The organism is Desulfosporosinus sp. Sb-LF (assembly GCF_004766055.1).
In the GTDB taxonomy this organism is placed as follows: domain Bacteria; phylum Bacillota; class Desulfitobacteriia; order Desulfitobacteriales; family Desulfitobacteriaceae; genus Desulfosporosinus.
In genome coordinates, this window is sequence record NZ_SPQR01000004.1 from 66,148 (window position 1) to 81,776 (window position 15,629).

14 protein-coding genes are annotated in these 15,629 nt (G+C 38.8%); 2 read left to right on the forward strand and 12 right to left on the reverse strand.

Annotation, left to right across the window (positions count from 1 at the left end):
- Positions 1 to 58: 58 nt before the first annotated feature.
- Positions 59 to 265, reverse strand: coding sequence for an alpha/beta-type small acid-soluble spore protein (locus E4K68_RS06825; protein WP_135378193.1), 207 nt, complete (start codon positions 263 to 265; stop codon positions 59 to 61).
- 407 nt (positions 266 to 672) lie between these two features.
- Between E4K68_RS06825 and spo0A the strand changes: the two genes are divergently transcribed.
- Positions 673 to 1,473, forward strand: a complete 801-nt coding sequence (spo0A, locus tag E4K68_RS06830; protein ID WP_135378194.1) for a sporulation transcription factor Spo0A — start codon at positions 673 to 675, stop codon at positions 1,471 to 1,473.
- Between the two features lie 808 nt (positions 1,474 to 2,281).
- On the opposite strand, the gene E4K68_RS20605 is transcribed toward spo0A, so the two are convergent.
- Positions 2,282 to 2,446, reverse strand: coding sequence for a hypothetical protein (locus E4K68_RS20605; protein ID WP_199241711.1), 165 nt, complete (start codon positions 2,444 to 2,446; stop codon positions 2,282 to 2,284).
- Between the two features lie 381 nt (positions 2,447 to 2,827).
- Here E4K68_RS20605 and E4K68_RS06835 point away from each other — a divergent pair, with 381 nt between their 5' ends.
- The gene (locus E4K68_RS06835; RefSeq protein WP_135378195.1) at positions 2,828 to 3,820 is read left to right on the forward strand and encodes a tyrosine-type recombinase/integrase; all 993 of its coding nucleotides are present in this window, start codon (positions 2,828 to 2,830) and stop codon (positions 3,818 to 3,820) included.
- A gap of 97 nt (positions 3,821 to 3,917) precedes the next feature.
- Here E4K68_RS06835 and E4K68_RS06840 read toward each other — a convergent pair whose 3' ends face one another.
- The 10 genes from E4K68_RS06840 to E4K68_RS06885 all read right to left on the reverse strand — a co-directional run bounded on the left by E4K68_RS06840 (position 3,918) and on the right by E4K68_RS06885 (position 15,584).
- On the reverse strand, positions 3,918 to 4,433 hold the full coding sequence (locus E4K68_RS06840) for a hypothetical protein (protein WP_135378196.1): 516 nt from the start codon (positions 4,431 to 4,433) through the stop codon (positions 3,918 to 3,920).
- A 476-nt stretch (positions 4,434 to 4,909) separates the two neighbouring features.
- Positions 4,910 to 5,134, reverse strand: coding sequence for a hypothetical protein (locus tag E4K68_RS06845; RefSeq protein WP_135378197.1), 225 nt, complete (start codon positions 5,132 to 5,134; stop codon positions 4,910 to 4,912).
- Between the two features lie 401 nt (positions 5,135 to 5,535).
- Positions 5,536 to 6,255 (reverse strand): MgtC/SapB family protein, encoded by a 720-nt coding sequence (locus E4K68_RS06850; protein ID WP_348982843.1) that lies wholly within the window; start codon positions 6,253 to 6,255, stop codon positions 5,536 to 5,538.
- Between the two features lie 224 nt (positions 6,256 to 6,479).
- Positions 6,480 to 7,073 (reverse strand): hypothetical protein, encoded by a 594-nt coding sequence (locus E4K68_RS06855; protein ID WP_135378436.1) that lies wholly within the window; start codon positions 7,071 to 7,073, stop codon positions 6,480 to 6,482.
- A 906-nt stretch (positions 7,074 to 7,979) separates the two neighbouring features.
- Positions 7,980 to 9,209: a (Fe-S)-binding protein gene (locus E4K68_RS06860; RefSeq protein ID WP_135378198.1), complete on the reverse strand. Its 1,230-nt coding sequence runs from the start codon at positions 9,207 to 9,209 to the stop codon at positions 7,980 to 7,982.
- A 25-nt stretch (positions 9,210 to 9,234) separates the two neighbouring features.
- Complete coding sequence (locus E4K68_RS06865; RefSeq protein ID WP_135378199.1) at positions 9,235 to 10,077, reverse strand: FAD/NAD(P)-binding protein; 843 nt, start codon at positions 10,075 to 10,077, stop codon at positions 9,235 to 9,237.
- Positions 10,077 to 11,093 carry a 4Fe-4S dicluster domain-containing protein gene (locus E4K68_RS06870; protein WP_135378200.1) on the reverse strand — a complete coding sequence of 339 codons (1,017 nt, stop codon included), beginning with the start codon at positions 11,091 to 11,093 and terminating at the stop codon, positions 10,077 to 10,079. The genes E4K68_RS06865 and E4K68_RS06870 overlap by 1 nt, the downstream gene beginning before the upstream one ends.
- A 9-nt stretch (positions 11,094 to 11,102) precedes the next feature.
- The gene (locus tag E4K68_RS06875; protein WP_135378201.1) at positions 11,103 to 12,053 is read right to left on the reverse strand and encodes a 4Fe-4S dicluster domain-containing protein; all 951 of its coding nucleotides are present in this window, start codon (positions 12,051 to 12,053) and stop codon (positions 11,103 to 11,105) included.
- Positions 12,046 to 12,528, reverse strand: coding sequence for a hydrogenase iron-sulfur subunit (locus tag E4K68_RS06880; RefSeq protein WP_135378202.1), 483 nt, complete (start codon positions 12,526 to 12,528; stop codon positions 12,046 to 12,048). Before E4K68_RS06880 ends, E4K68_RS06875 begins: the two co-directional genes overlap by 8 nt.
- A 23-nt stretch (positions 12,529 to 12,551) precedes the next feature.
- The gene (locus E4K68_RS06885; protein WP_135378203.1) at positions 12,552 to 15,584 is read right to left on the reverse strand and encodes an FAD-dependent oxidoreductase; all 3,033 of its coding nucleotides are present in this window, start codon (positions 15,582 to 15,584) and stop codon (positions 12,552 to 12,554) included.
- Positions 15,585 to 15,629 lie beyond the last annotated feature (45 nt).

Below are 15,629 nucleotides of genomic sequence, written 5' to 3' on the forward strand. Positions count from 1 at the left end.
AACCAAGTATAATAACTATTAACTCTCGGTGAAAATATTTAATTGAATTCAAATTAAGTTAGATTTTGCTTCCGCCTTTAAGGTGTTCCTCTGCAAATTGAATCATGCGTTTGGTCATTTGGCCACCTACAGAACCATTTTCACGACTTGTACGGTCGCCACCAAGTTGAAGGCCCATTTCATTAGCTACCTCATACTTAAACTGATCCAATTGTTGTGAAGCCCCTTGAACTGCTGGCGTATTAGTATTTCTTTCTCCTGCCATGATGTTGTCCTCCTTATATTTTTATTATTAAGATTTATCTCTAGTGGTTTATGTGTCTGAGCATATCTTGTCCATATATCGTTGTTTAACACTGGAAAGTTATATCAAAAAAGGTTACAGCAATTGCATCGAGCCTAGGCCTAAATTGAAATTATGGCTTTTCAAAAACTCACTCAAATTGTTGCTCGCATTCAATTTTAAAAAAATAACGAAGAATTTGCGATTAGAACTATTCTTAATGATATTCTAAAACGTATGATGGATAGGCTTTCAACAGTGCATTCCCAACGCTTCTGAGTTGCTATATTAATTAGGATTTCGACATGCGCAGTATCGTATAATTAATGCACCGGACAGGTTAATCGTTTAAATTAAGAACCGGAATATATTAAAGGGGATTTGACGAAATGGGAAATCCAATAAAACTAATTATCGCAGATGATAACCTTAATATTTGTAAAACATTGCAGAACCATCTCCAAAATCAAGAAGGTTTAAGTATCGTCGGCGTTGCGAATAATGGAATAGAAGCCTTGGAACTCATTCTATCCCAGGAGCCGGACCTAATAATTCTTGACTTGATTATGCCGCACTTAGACGGTCTAGGTGTTTTAGAACGAATCATTGCTCGGACATCGGCGACCCGCCCCAAAGTTATTATGTTAACCGCATTCGGCCAGGAATCTCTCACACACCAAGCAATGACACTCGGAGTGGACTATTTTATTTTAAAACCATTTGATCTGGATATTCTTAGCAAGCGTATCCACTCTTTGACTCAGAATACGCCTCCAGTGTCAGGAAACGCTCAGTTTTCATCTACCGCTCCAATCGCATCAACAGTGAGAAGTGGGCTCAACCTTAATGCTGAAATCACGACAATAATGCATCAAATCGGAATTCCTGCCCATGTTAAAGGGTATCAATATATTAGAGATGCAATTTTAATGGTGGTTGAAGATGTCTCCCTACTAGGGGCAGTCACAAAAGAACTCTATCCTGGTATCGCGAAAAGATATGATACTGCATCTACCAGAGTAGAACGAGGGATTCGTCATGCTATAGAATTAGCATGGGAACGTGGACATACAGATACACTTAAACGAATCTTCGGATATTCCATGAATATTGAGCGCCAAAAACCCACGAACTCCGAATTCATAGCACTTCTGTCGGATAAATTAAGAATGATGAGTACTGCGAGTTGATTAAAAATTTAGTCTTTATTGACATAAGGGGTCAACTTAAGAAAATTTTCAAAGCTCCTCTCCTCTTTTGAACTGAGACCTGTATTGCGGACAGCCTCATGTTCAATGGGTTATCAACAGAAACTGATACCTCGACTCCAGAGGTGTCAGTTCTCTGAATCCGTTCGTTGTGATAAAAGTCAAATAGTCAGCAATAACTTCTTAATTTCCTCAAGCTTTTGTTGACACCTTTTCCAGCGGAATGGATGGTTACTTACGATGTCGCCGCTGGTGAATACTCCACGCAATGATGACCTGAATGTGTGGTTCCAGCAAACAGTCTATTTTAGGATCTTGAAAGAATATATATGGAATCGTTCAACCCCTCAGCGGCTCTCAAAATGCTACCTGCTGCTACGTCGCATATTCTGAAGCGCGCTCCGACGCAGTAAAAACCGACTATGATTACTTTTTCGCCTCTTTATAACCAAGAATTCAATATATTCCTTTTACTACTCTCCATCTTCTGAAGAGTTTTGCTTATGCTTGGCTTTTCGTTTGTAGTCTTTATTTGATTTATGGGGGCGTGTGCCAGAATTGAAGAGAGATCTTGTTCTTGGCTTACGAACTAGGTTTGATTTCTTCTTCATGTTTCCCCTTTCGAATTTAAGGTCTTTAATGATAATAATATCCTGAGAAAATTTTTATGCATTCATCGTAAGTCCGGAACAATCAATACCTCGGTTGCGGTAAATGTCGTTAGAACTTGAGCCACTTCCCTAGAAGCTCATGTTAGCTCAAGCAGTCGACCGATTAGGACCTGTCAGCTCTACACGTCATCGTGCTTCCGCACCTGTCTTATCAATTGTCGCTCATAGCTTTGCCTTGTCACTACGCTGACGCCAATCAGTTCCTCCGACAAATCTATTCGCTGTGGCTGGGCTCCGTTAGAACATATAATTTCCTTACCAAGCTCTACTTCACCTTTTGGCACACTGCTTTAGTTGATATCAAGCTCTTCTTTCCGGAGTAGAAGCTTTGCGTCCCCATCTCCAGTTTCTTTTCTAATGTCATCGTCGTTTCCGAAAATATTGCTAAATATACTCTATATAACCGCTCATTGTTTTATCCATTTTTATATTGCCCTTTAAGGATATATCATCTACATAAAATTGGGAAATAGAAGCATTTTGGAGATTTTACTTAATAAAAAAACGCGGCGGTGCTTATAAACCGATTATTACATAATCTAAAGCCGATCACTGTAAAAGGCACCACTTAGATGATGAGTGTTTAATGCATAGTTTCAAATTCCACTTTATTTATATATAATGGCAGTAGCCACTTACTCGTGTTTATAAATACGGAGGTAATTATGGAAGATATTAATGCATTAAGTTCTACTACCCTTCCCTACTTCGCCAAAGATTATATTAATCACCTTGCTGTCATTAATAAGTCCCGGAATACACAATATGCATATACCAATGAACTGCGTTTGTTTTTTCAGTTCTTATGTAATTCAATTCCTGTCTTTCCCTCTGTTCCTGTTTCCATAAGTTTATTACTTATGGAAACTATAGGACATCGTGATATCGAAGCTTATTTGAGCTGGGCCAGCATTGAGCGAAATAATGGAGTGCGCGCACTTGCTCGCAAACAAGCAGTAATAAAATCTCTTTATCGATATTTACTACGTGAAGATATGATATCTAAAGATGTCACGGTCAAGTTAGACCCCATAAATACGAATCAAAAATTGCCTAAAGCTCTTGAGCCAAATCAAATTGCTGATCTTACTGAAGTTTTACAGAACGGAACTGGGTTGTCTAAGGAACAGCTTAAATATTATGCTTATACAGAAAAACGGAATTACGCAATATTCCTAACCTTCATTGGTACTGGTTTACGCTTATCTGAGCTTTGTAATCTCAATCTCAAGACAACATATCTTAATAAAGGCTGCTTCGAACTTATACGCAAAGGAAATAAAGAAACAGTCGTATACTTTAATACTGAAATAACTGATGCTTTAATCGATTATCTTCAAAATGAAAGAAAACGTTATGCTCAGGGAAAATCAGAAGCATTATTTCTCTCTATGCAAGGAAAACGTATAAGCACAAGAGCAGTACAAAATCTCATAGCAAAATATATGACAATTCTTAAAACAATGGGCCATAATACAGACGGTTTTAGCGCTCACAAAATGCGTTCAACGTTTGCCACATTACTACTTCGCGAAACGGACAACCTTGCTATTGTACAAGACGCCTTAGGACATTCTGACCCTAGAACAACAAGAATTTATGCTAAGGTTCTAGATGAGCAACTTAAACGTTCAGCCGCTTTGATTAAGTTCAAATAGAAAGTGGAATTTTGCAGTCGTCAATCAACTATCATCACTCCATTAACTATTTTGATGATGTTAATAGAGCATGAATCGTCTTATAAAGTAATTTTGCTTAAGCAGTATTTCGCATTGCTCTCTTTTTATCGAATTCAGCCCAACGTTCCTCCATTGACATTGCCCTGGTCTTCTTTGCCTTTGGAATTCCTTCCGAAGCCTTCTGAATACTTCGAACTTGTTCTTCCTCGATATTTTGTATTGCATACGCAAACATTTCAGTATTTGTATTTGTCTGTTTGGTATCATCCATTTTAGGTTGAATTGCAATCGCTTCTTTAACAAATTCGGTTGAATGTTCTCCTGAAGTTTGTATTATTATTGTTTTCGATACTTCTGTTTCTGTTAAAAATTCATTACTTTCTTCTATTTCAGCAACAACTCGAGCGATTCTAGCGCTAGTCTCTCTTACACGCTCATCTATTATACTTTCTTTTCTAAGAGTAAAAACGATCTTTTTTAGTGTTAGAACAACCGCTGTAATTATTACCAAAACGGACATACCCTTAAGTAATTCAAACAGATTTAGTTCGAAATTGACCCTTTGACAAATATCAAAAATACTAGTAATCATCGGGCAAGTTACCTCCATTCTAATTTTTGAAGTTCAATCATATCAGGAATTTGTTGATGGCATGCAGATGTTCTTTTGTAACAGTATTAAGAATATCAACATCATACCTTTACATATCTAAAATATATTTTCGATGAATCTCCAGGAATTACCTTCAGATATATTGTAAAATTTTGTAACAAATAGTGTTTTATTTAGGTTGATACCATAATAGCCCAATAGATTGATTTAGGCAGGCATCAATCTATTGGGCTATTATTAATATAGTATTAGTTTTATTTATTATAGCTTGAAGGATCTCTTCTTACGTGACTGATTCAACGATATTAAATGAAGTACATATAAGATACTGTGAAATTTGATAGTTGACCGAATCCTCTAGTATCTTATATGTTGTCATTTTAGGAAGGCTTCCAATTATTTATCGCAATCAGTCTATTCCTATTTATTAATGGATTTGATTGTTAATCAATCCTTCAATCATTGTCTTGCTTCATATAATGAAACCCTGTTTCACAATTATAGCAAAGTTCATTAGCCTCAATAGCCTGCGCTATTTTCGATCGAAATGTGTTGTTTGGATTTGGATTTGGATTAATTGCTAACCTACCCTCTTTATTTCTCCGACCCTCGTTTAAAACTGAACGTTGTGACTCTTCCCATGCGAGATCCTCTTGTTTTTTTTCACTGCAAATTGCCATACTGATATCCTCCCTTAATTGCATTTGTTTCATAATTGGATTGATCATTTGACATGAAAATAATTGTTTCACTTAATAAAACATCGTTTCAAATACTGAATACTAATTACTTTTGCAAAAAAATGTCATTTTTAATAATAAAAAATAAAACGTTGTAATAAGTGTAGAAAATGGGGTAATACCACTTATTCTTTATACCTTTGTATACCTGTATAGTACCATATTACACTCAGAGTATCAATGAATTTTCATCTTAAAAGAAGCGGAAATTTATGCCAATGTCACTTGGTTTGTACTGCCTGTTACTGGCACTTTTAGTACGTAGTTCTTCCAGAAGCTCAGCCGTCCAGCGAACAATCTTGTCTAGCTCTATGCAATTTTAAGTTTCCTCTTGACGAGAGTCATTGTTTTTCAGCGGAATATATCCCGTCAAGTTCATTTATATCATCAATAATTTTCTCAATATTTAAAGGTGTAAATGGAGTTCTCAACGTGTACTCAATCATTGTTTTATCATTTTCTTCTTGTAATAATGTCATAGAAATGTTTTGATCAATTATGTTATGCGACTCAAAAATCTTATGTATTGAATTCAGTTTGCAAGTCCCATTTACTGTAATTACCTTTAATATTTGCTTATTATTAAAGAAATAATTTTCAACAAATCGCTCTAATGTAATAAAAACTAAAAAAGTAGCTAGGAAAGATGAAAAGTAAAATCCTGCACCTACTGCTAAACCAATAGCTGAGACAACCCATAAAGAAGCAGCTGTAGTTAATCCTTTAATGGATGTACCGTCTCTTAAAATAGTCCCTGCTCCTAAAAATCCTATACCTGAAACAACTTGGGCAGCTAAACGAGCAGGATCTTTATTTACTGAAGTGAAATCTGAGAATCCGTAAATTGATAAAACCATAATTAGAGTTGAACCCAAAGAAACTAAACTATGGGTTCTAAAGCCTGCTGTGCTTCCATTACGTTCTCTTTCGTATCCAATTATTCCACCAAAAACACACGATAATAATAATCTCAATGCAAGCTCATAATCAGTAATATGCATAATGTTTTCACTTCTTTCTTTAGGGCTAGACCAACTTGCTATGTTCACTGCAAAAGGCAAACGAATACAAAGAGCCTGTTAGAGGAATTTGCGTACTATGATGTAGAAAATAAAGTGTTAAATCACGCCGAAGGATTGTCCATGGATGGCATTGCCTCAGTGACATGAATGGCAAAGAGCATCGCACCTGCGACGTCACAAGACGTACCGAGTGTCGAATGCGCCGAGGATGAATCATCTCTGTATACAGGAATGCGTCTGTAACTAAATGGACTGGGTCTAGGTTATCTAATCCATATATTAAGGCTATCTTTGTTCTCAATAATTTTATCTGCAATTTTTGACCCAACGTAATGAAAGTAATTTTCATTTTCTCCATTTGTCTGGTAGTTATTGTCGTGATCATCTATGAACTTACCACTCTCTATCACTCGGCGAAGTAAGGGGATTCTATTAGTTTTATTAATATCAAAGTTTTCTATTGATCTTCCAAATTCATCTCCTAAATTAGAATTACCCCAAGCTTTAGGCCCTTTCTCGGGTTTGATCTCATAGACTCTTCTCACAAATTCATATGGAAATGCACCGAAAGAAATGAGTATCTTTGGCTTATGTTCAAGAGCTATTTCTCTGAATAATTGGATTTCCTTGGTAACTTCAGCTCCCCACCAGTTTTGTGTATTGGGAACTATGCTACTGTCACTTACAGCATTTCTAATAAAAATATTAGTAGTATCAATTCTCTTATTTAGTTTTCTATATACCTTGTCCTGTATCTCAGATAATACAGGTGTCCAAACGAAATGGCGAACAGCAGGATGTTTTGGATTAACTAATAGCCAAATCGGATAAGTTCTTTCTCCAGTCTCCTTTGCCATCTTGACAACAAACGAATTATTATTGAGTGTTGAGTTGTACAATGCGAATCCCGCCTTTCGATATAACTGCAAAACTGCTCTCTCTTGTCCCTTAAGGCACAAACTGATATACAAATTACCTATACTTTTTGGCTTTGTTATATTCATATTGCGGAAACAGTATATAGTTTCCTAACAAATGAAGATTACCATTGTGTCAATAAACAGTCAATAACAATGCAATCATTATATATTATGGTTACATTGTTATGACCAAGCAAGTTTGTCATATAATGCATATTTTCAATCGTACAAGACCCTGTTACTCCTTCTTAAGTCTATATATGTTCAAATGAACAGAAAGATTTTATCTGGATGCTTTCAAAGTCTATAAAAGGATCGCAATTTTTTTTGAGGCTTTCCCTATTTTATCTACCATGATTGGATCAACTACAGTTAGATATTTTATCACCAAGGTTTTCAACTGGATAACTCATGAACTCCGTTAAACTGATAATAACCTTCAACTTATAATTAAAATAAGCTACGAATATTTGCTAACCACGCTTGGATTGAATGAAACCGAGCATGCAATATGGCTAGCGCTATAATTGTTACCTTGATTTCAATTCTTGTAGATGACTCTCTTCGATGTCCAAACTGTTTTTAAAGAGTCATCATTTTCAGCTTCAATTAATTAAACTAATGGTAATTTTACGAGTTTAATATTTAAATATTTTATGATAAGGATTATACGAATATAGATATAGAATAAACAAAGCACATTCTTTATTGCCTAAATCTTTGTCGAGGGGTGCATGTATTGTTGGTCGAAGGCTTTTGTTTATGAAGATCAGTAATATGAACAAAAGAAAGCCCCGTACCGCGTATTATCGCAGTCGGGGCTTCCGCATGCATTACAAATTTTTAAGATTCGGTAGTAGGCTCGCTAGGTTCCGAAACTAGGGCATTTTCAATTAGAGTACTCAGATGATGCATTTTCATACCAAGTTTATAGAATTTATTCATGTCATTAAACTGGTCAATGCAGTTATGACAGGGAATGCAACCTATTTTTGCACCAGTAGCCACTAATTGATCAACTTTAGGTTTTGCTTTAGCCATACGCTGCGCTCTGGTTGCTGCGACTGCTAAAGCTCCTCCACCAGCTCCACAACAAATATTATACTTTCCTTCAGGATTCATCTCGCGATAATCCATCACGACATTTTTAATAACGTAGCGTTGTGGTTCATAGACGCCTTCTTTACGAACAGTATTACAGGGATCGTGAAGGGTCACAGGGAGAGGATTTTTAGTTTTATCTAGCTTTAGTCTGTCTTCTTTAATCCACTCTGCATACTTCTCGACAATGTGGCGTACAGGAAATTGCTTCCCTTTCCAGAAGCTACGCTGAAACATTTTACAAGAGCGGAAAGCATGACCACATTCTGTGACGATTAGTTCTTTAGCATTTAATCGCTCTACTTCTTCGAAGAGAGGGCGTGTGATTTCCTGGAATTCATCATTTTTTCCTGTGAACAAACAAATATTGGTAGCATCCCAGCGCTTACTGCTTAATGTATAATTTGCTTTGGCGGCAGCGAATACATGTAAAATTGTCTGAAGTTCATTCGGATAATGCTTAACTTCTCTGGCATTAAAACCAAACATAAAATCTGCATCAGGTACGTCGATGGGAATCTTATAAGTAGGATCGTTAAGTTCTTTCTGAAGTTCTTCCTCGAGCCATTCTAGAGTCTCATCATAATCAATTTGTTCTACAGCCATTTGGTTACCCGTACGTATATGATCATCGGCAATAATCTGTAAATGACCGGGAGGAACAGGCGTTTTCCCTCGGAAGGCTCTTGTTATTGCAGCAATATTCACACCCATTGGGCATTCTACAGTACACCGTTCACACATATTGCAGTTCCAGGTGAAAGGATCACTAGCTAATTCTTCCCGCATTCCAAGTGCTACTTTACGAATGAATTTACGAGGATCCTGATCTTCAATTAAATCACTATACTTACAACCAGCAGTACACATTCCACACGTGAGACAATTCGAAAAGTCATAGCCTTTTAACAATCCAGCTACTTCGTCACGCAGGGTTGGATCTAAACTTTTTACTCTTATGGGTTCTGCCATCTTACTATCACCTCCGACCTTCAAATTAATATTCGTTAGGTAATTCTTTTAATTGGGCCATGGAAAATACTGGGCCATCCTTACATACATATTCAGTACCAATATTGCAACGACCACAGATTCCTAGTCCACACTTCATCCGCATTTCTAAAGAAGTGTAGATCCGCTCTGGAGGGAAATTTAATTTTTCTAAAACAGGTAAAGTAAATTTAATCATGGCAGGTGGTCCGCACACAACTGCATAGGTGTCTACTGAAGAAGGAGCTATTTGCTCGGTGATGGATGGAATAAAACCTACGTGTTTTGTCCATCCTTCTGCAGGTCGGTCAATCGTGGTTACAAGGTTAATATTAGGATTGTTCTCCCACTCGGCTAATTCATCTTTGTAGAGCAACAATCCTGGATTTCTGGCACCGTAAATTACTGTTATATCGCCATAGTCCCCACGATGTTTTTCATCTAACATATAGACGGCTAACGAACGGAGAGTGGTAAAAGCAAAACCTCCACCGATAATGACGAGATTTTTTCCTTTAAACTCTTCAAGAGGATAGTAATTACCCATTGGTCCTCTTACACCGACCATAGTTCCTTCTTCCATAAGGTGTAAGGCATTAGATACGCACCCAACTTTAGCAACAGAAAACTTTAGAACTCCGGGCTCAGTTGGTGATGTTGCGATTCCAAAAGGAGCTTCTCCGTAACCAAAGGCACTCAGTTCAGCGAACTGGCCTGGCATATACTTGAAGTTTTCCTCATCTTCCTTATTTAAAAACTCCAGCGTGAAGGTATTGATGTTTCTATCTTCGGTTTCTACTAAGTTTTTAGCAAGTCTCATCTTAATAGGGATATAAGGATTCTGTTCCATTATTCCACCACCAATTCTGCTTTGTTGACCCCATCAATGGCCTGGCGTATATCCAAATTGACTGGGCAACTTTTAATGCAGCGACCACAGCCTACGCAAGCAATATCCCCATTGTTTTGGACAAAATAGTTGAACTTGTGCATCATTCGCTGGCGCCAACGGGCTTCGTGCTTATTTCTTGGGTTATGACCGGAACCGTGCAGAGTAAAGAGGGGCGACATGCAACCATCCCATGTTCGCACTCGGGTTCCTTCATTCTTACGCACTTCCTCGGAAATATCGAAACAATGGCAGGTAGGACAAGAGAACGAGCAAGCATTGCAGCCTATGCATTTCTCTTGGAGAGTATCCCAATAGGCATGATTGAACATAGTTCCTAGTTTACTTGTGATGGTAGCGACATCAACTTTGCTCGTGGTTTGCGCATTCTTGATAGTGTCGACTTGGGCCTGCTCTTCTGTAGTTAGTTCAACGAGTTCAACTAAACTTGCAGCAATTGCTTTCCCTTTTTCAGTAACCGCTTCTACTTGGTAGGAATCCCCTAGGTCTATCAGAAAGATATCTGAACCTTCACTGCTGGAAGGGGAAATGCCCATAGAAGAGCAAAAACAAGTAGGCGCAATTTTATTACAGGCAACCCCAATAACGACTGTATTATCACGACGCTCAAAATAATAAGGATCCGTATACGCGTCATTTTTGAATACTTTATCTAGAAGTAGCATGCCTTTTGCATCACACGGTCTGATTCCAAATAGAACTGTTTTTCCTACCTTAAGTTCGTTCTTAACAATTACATCTTTGCCTTCTTTTTTATAAGACAAGAGCTTTTCGTGCTGAGGAAAAAGGAAGGATTTTGGAGGGAGTTTGGAATTCAGATAATCCTGTTTGACCTCGGAAAAATTCTTTACCACTTGGTAATTAACTCCATTTACATCAGCGATTGGAGCAATTATTTGGTAATCAGCGGTTAAGGCATCGAATGATTGGCCAAATTTTTCTTTACTTATCTTCATCTCTTCACCTCACTCCTTTACCAAGAACGCTTCTGGATCATCCGCACTATATACATTAAGAGCTGGTTTGACTTCTTCGCTGATGCCAGCCTCGTGGTGATACATTTCTGAGACATCTTTGGTGAGCTTACGGTTCAAAGCCCTAATATCAACACCTTGCGGGCAGGCGCGGCTGCACGCACCGCAATCGACACACCGTCCGGCCAAATGTAGGACACGTCCAGCTTGGAAAAGGAGATTTTCTGCGCGATCAACTCCGCCTGTCAGCCACTTAGGAGAATTACAATCAACAAAGCATTCCGAACAGTAGCACATTGGACAAGCATTACGACAAGCATAACAGCGAATACATTTTTTCATTTGTTCTTGAAAATATGCTTGCCGCTCGCTATCAGTTCTGTTTTCCATTTCAATGACATCAGCAAAGGCTACGGTTTGTTGAGGAACTTCTACAGATCCACCAATATGAATGTCTTCGATGACTGGGTTTGGATATCGGCAGGTTTGGCAAGTAGCATCTTTTACGTCAATGAAATTAAATTCTTTATCACATGCAATGCCTTTAACGGATAGTTTTCCTTCTGCAATGATAGCTTCAAGTATTTCGCCTGTTTCCGCCTCGATTTTCTTCTTATCGATGACACCTTGGCAAGAAACACCGATAACGTACAAATCATCTTTTACCAACTGATTTTCTTGCATGAGTACAACTAAAGCTCTGCTGTCGCAACCTTTTGCAACAATAGCTTTTTTTCCGGCGGTTTTCGTAGCAAATGCCGCCAGGTTGTTCTCACACGTTTCATCCCAGATTAACTTATCAGCATCTTGAGGAGAACGAACAAAGCAAGGTGTTGCTTTTAAAGGCAAGGAACCCTTTTCATAGCCTATTACAACGTCTACTTTCCCGTCAGCCAGTAATTGACGGGCTGTTTCTCGGATATCACTAATGATGCTATTCATCCGTTCCCCCCCCGTCTGCGACTTTAAATACGCCATTATTGGGTCCCAGAGCTGTCACTCGTTCAGTAACCCCTTTGACAACTTCAGCAAATCGACCACCTTCTGCGGCGGATACCCAGGAGAAATTCACTCGGCCTTCTTCTAAACCAACATGTTTTAATAGAGACTGGATAAGAGCAAATTTCCTTCGAGCTACATAATTCCCACTTATATAATGGCAATCTCCAGGGTGGCAACCAGAGACTAAGACTCCATCTGCCCCGTTAGCCATTGCTTTTAAGACATATAAAGGATTGATTCTTCCTGAACATGGGACCCTGATTGTTCGAATCGATGCTGGATATTGAATTCTGCCTACTCCGGCGAGATCGGCTCCTGCATAACTACACCAGTTACACAAGAAAGCAGCAATTTTTGGCTTAAACTCATTAGTTTCTGGCTGGGATACATTTACCTGACTTTCTGCCATAATCATCTACCTTCCCATAATTATTCAATTTATAGGGAATTTAACATTTGCACAATTTGCTCATTGGTACACCCTCTGAGACTGATGGCACCGCAACGGCAGCTTGAAGCACAAGCTCCACACCCTTTGCACAGTGCGTCGTTAACGACAGCAGCGTGGTTAACAAGATCAACCGAAACGGCTTTAGCCGAACAAACAGCTTCACAAGTACCACAAGCAGTACATTTGCGTTTATCAACGAACGCATTTAACCCTGCCGACTCAACCTGTTCCTTAGACAATGCCACACCTGCACGTCCAGCGGCAGCTTTGGCTTGCGCAATAACCTCTTCCATATTTTTGGGACTATGAGCAATACCTGCCATGAATACACCATCGGTACTGAAATCGACAGGTCTTAATTTCATATGCGCTTCTAAGAAGAAGCCATCACTATTTAGGGGGATTTTGAACCATTTGGAGAGCTTCTTGCCGTCTTCAGGAGCTTTAATTGCTGCAGCTAAACAAACAACATCTGCTTCAATTTCAAGGGGTCGATCTAAAACATGATCCCTTACTGTTACAACTAAGGTGTCCCCTTCTTTGTTAATGACAGGCTTTTCATTCTCACTATAGCGAACGAAGATTACCCCAATTCGTCTTGCAAGTTCATAATCCTCTTCAAAGTAGCCATAGGTGCGCATATCACGATATAGGATGAATACATTAGCCGCAGGATTCTTAGTTTTAACCTTTAGAGCTAATTTGACGGATTTAGTACAGCAAGTACGACTGCAATAGGGATTTTCTTCACAACGTGAGCCAACGCACTGGATAAAGACATAGTTCTGAGCATTTTCCACTTTAGAATCATGACTAACTAAAGCTTCATCCAACTCAATTTGTGTCATTACACGAGCATCTTGGCCGTAAAGATATTCCTTTGGCTTATATTCTTGACCACCAATAGCTAGAATAGCTACGCCGTGTTCAATTTTTTCTCCATCATTCAACGTTGTTGTAAAGCTACCTAAGAAGCCTCCAACATCTTTAACTCCCACACCGATATGGAGTTTAACTTTCGGATGTTTGCTTAATTTTTCTATTTGTTCGGCAACAAAGGCTTTCATATCTTCCCCTCTGAAACCGGTTGAGAATCTTCTGGCAACACCGCCCAAAGCATTCTCTTTCTCTACCAGATGAACTTCATACCCTTGATCAGCCAAAGACAGGGCACTCGTCATTCCCGCTACCCCACCCCCGATTACTAAGGCGGCGTGATTCATATTCATGAATATTGGTTGAACTGGCTGCTGCATTGAAGCGCGAATAATCGCTAACTTAGTTAGATCTTTAGCCTTTTCAGTAGCTTGTTCATGATCATTCATGTGAACCCAGGAGCATTGGTCACGAATATTGGCCATATCAAACAAGTGTGCATTTAATCCGGCTTCTTTAAGTGTCTCTTGGAATAAAGGCTCATGTGTTCGTGGACTACAAGAAGATACAACAACTCTGTTTAATTTATGTTCACTAATCAAAGCTCTCATGGAGTTTTGGGCATCCTGGGAACAAGCATAGATTTTATCACTGGCGTATACTACTGTAGGTTGGGTCTTTGCAAATTCAACGACTGCAGGTACATCCACAACACTACCGATATTCACACCACAGTGACAAATAAATACCCCAGTCCGAATAATATCTCCTGCAACTTGTAGTTCAGGTGGATATTGCTTTTCACTGACAAGGCTTCCACGTTCTTCAGCTAACAGAGCGGAAGCTGCTCCAGCAGCGGCACTGGCTTGCATGACTGTTTCCGGAATATCTCTAGGTCCGCTAAAGGCTCCAGCTGCGAAAACACCTTCTTTGGAAGTATTCACACCAGTTAGCGGTTCTAGCACAGCAAATCCATATTTATTAACCTGAAGATCTAATAATTTAGCTAATTCTTTAGAACTATCTCCGGGCTCTATACCAACTGAAAGGACAACTAGATCGTATTGTTCAGTAGCTATTTGCCCATCTTCAGTAGAATATCTTATGACTGCATCACCTGAGCCATCGGTAGCCTCGGTTACTTCATATATACGAGAACGAATGAAATTAACATGATGCTGATTCTTAGCATTCTCATAATATTTTTCAAAATCTTTGCCGGGCGTTCTCATATCCATATAGAAGATCGTAGTATCCACGGGAATATGGCTATGTTCTTTGGCAATAACCGCTTCTTTGATAGCGTACATACAGCAAACACCAGAACAATAATTATTATCAATTTTGGCATTTCTCGATCCAACACACTGAATCCAGGCAATTCTCTGGGGTTCTTTTTGGTCGAAAGGTCTTACCAAATGTCCATCAAAGGGTCCAGAGGCACTTAGAAGACGCTCAAATTCCAAGCTGGTAACAACACTTTTGATCTTTCCATATCCATAATAATCCAGTCTTGACGCATCAAATACTTTAAAGCCGGGGTTGAGAATCATGGAACCCACTTCTACACTAATCTCTTTGTCTTCCATGAGGTGGTCTATTGCACCGGCTTGGCACGCCTTAACACATTTTTTGCAAATTTCTTTACCTTGTGCTCTGCCACGTGTCTGATATAAACAAACCTTTTCATCAATTGCATAGGCATTAGGGAAAGCTTGAGAATACTGTTTGTAAGCAGCCTTGCGTTTTCCTAAACTCTGATTAAATTCATCATCGACTTTTACTGGGCAAGATTCAGCGCATGCTCCACAACCTGTACATTTGTCCGTATCAATATACCGGGCCTTCTGTTTAATGGTTACTTTAAAGTTTCCTGCTTCACCCTCAGACTTAATAACTTGCGAATTAGTGTAAATACGAATATTGAGATGACGTCCGCATTCAACCAATTTAGGAGATAAAATACACATAGAGCAATCATTAGTCGGGAAGGTCTTGTCCAACATAGGCATAGTTCCGCCGATTGCTGACGACTCTTCTACCAAATGAACTAAGTATCCCGACTCTGCTAAATCAAGTGCAGCCTGAATACCAGCTATCCCTGCGCCTACTACCAAAACAGCACCGATTTTATCTTGACTCATTACAACACCTCTTCACTTTACTCCTTATTAAAAAGATAGTTACCG

Excerpts from the sequence above, each read along its gene's own strand:
- E4K68_RS06885 (WP_135378203.1), bottom strand. The coding sequence starts at position 15,584 with ATGAGTCAAGATAAAATCGGTGCTGTTTTGGTAGTAGGCGCAGGGATA.
- E4K68_RS06865 (WP_135378199.1), bottom strand. The coding sequence starts at position 10,077 with ATGGAACAGAATCCTTATATCCCTATTAAGATGAGACTTGCTAAAAAC.
- E4K68_RS06880 (WP_135378202.1), bottom strand. The coding sequence starts at position 12,528 with ATGATTATGGCAGAAAGTCAGGTAAATGTATCCCAGCCAGAAACTAAT.
- E4K68_RS06835 (WP_135378195.1), top strand. The coding sequence starts at position 2,828 with ATGGAAGATATTAATGCATTAAGTTCTACTACCCTTCCCTACTTCGCC.
- E4K68_RS06875 (WP_135378201.1), bottom strand. The coding sequence starts at position 12,053 with ATGAATAGCATCATTAGTGATATCCGAGAAACAGCCCGTCAATTACTG.
- E4K68_RS06855 (WP_135378436.1), bottom strand. The coding sequence starts at position 7,073 with ATGGCAAAGGAGACTGGAGAAAGAACTTATCCGATTTGGCTATTAGTT.
- E4K68_RS06870 (WP_135378200.1), bottom strand. The coding sequence starts at position 11,093 with ATGAAGATAAGTAAAGAAAAATTTGGCCAATCATTCGATGCCTTAACC.
- E4K68_RS06840 (WP_135378196.1), bottom strand. The coding sequence starts at position 4,433 with ATGATTACTAGTATTTTTGATATTTGTCAAAGGGTCAATTTCGAACTA.
- E4K68_RS06825 (WP_135378193.1), bottom strand. The coding sequence starts at position 265 with ATGGCAGGAGAAAGAAATACTAATACGCCAGCAGTTCAAGGGGCTTCA.
- spo0A (WP_135378194.1), top strand. The coding sequence starts at position 673 with ATGGGAAATCCAATAAAACTAATTATCGCAGATGATAACCTTAATATT.
- E4K68_RS06860 (WP_135378198.1), bottom strand. The coding sequence starts at position 9,209 with ATGGCAGAACCCATAAGAGTAAAAAGTTTAGATCCAACCCTGCGTGAC.
- E4K68_RS06845 (WP_135378197.1), bottom strand. The coding sequence starts at position 5,134 with ATGGCAATTTGCAGTGAAAAAAAACAAGAGGATCTCGCATGGGAAGAG.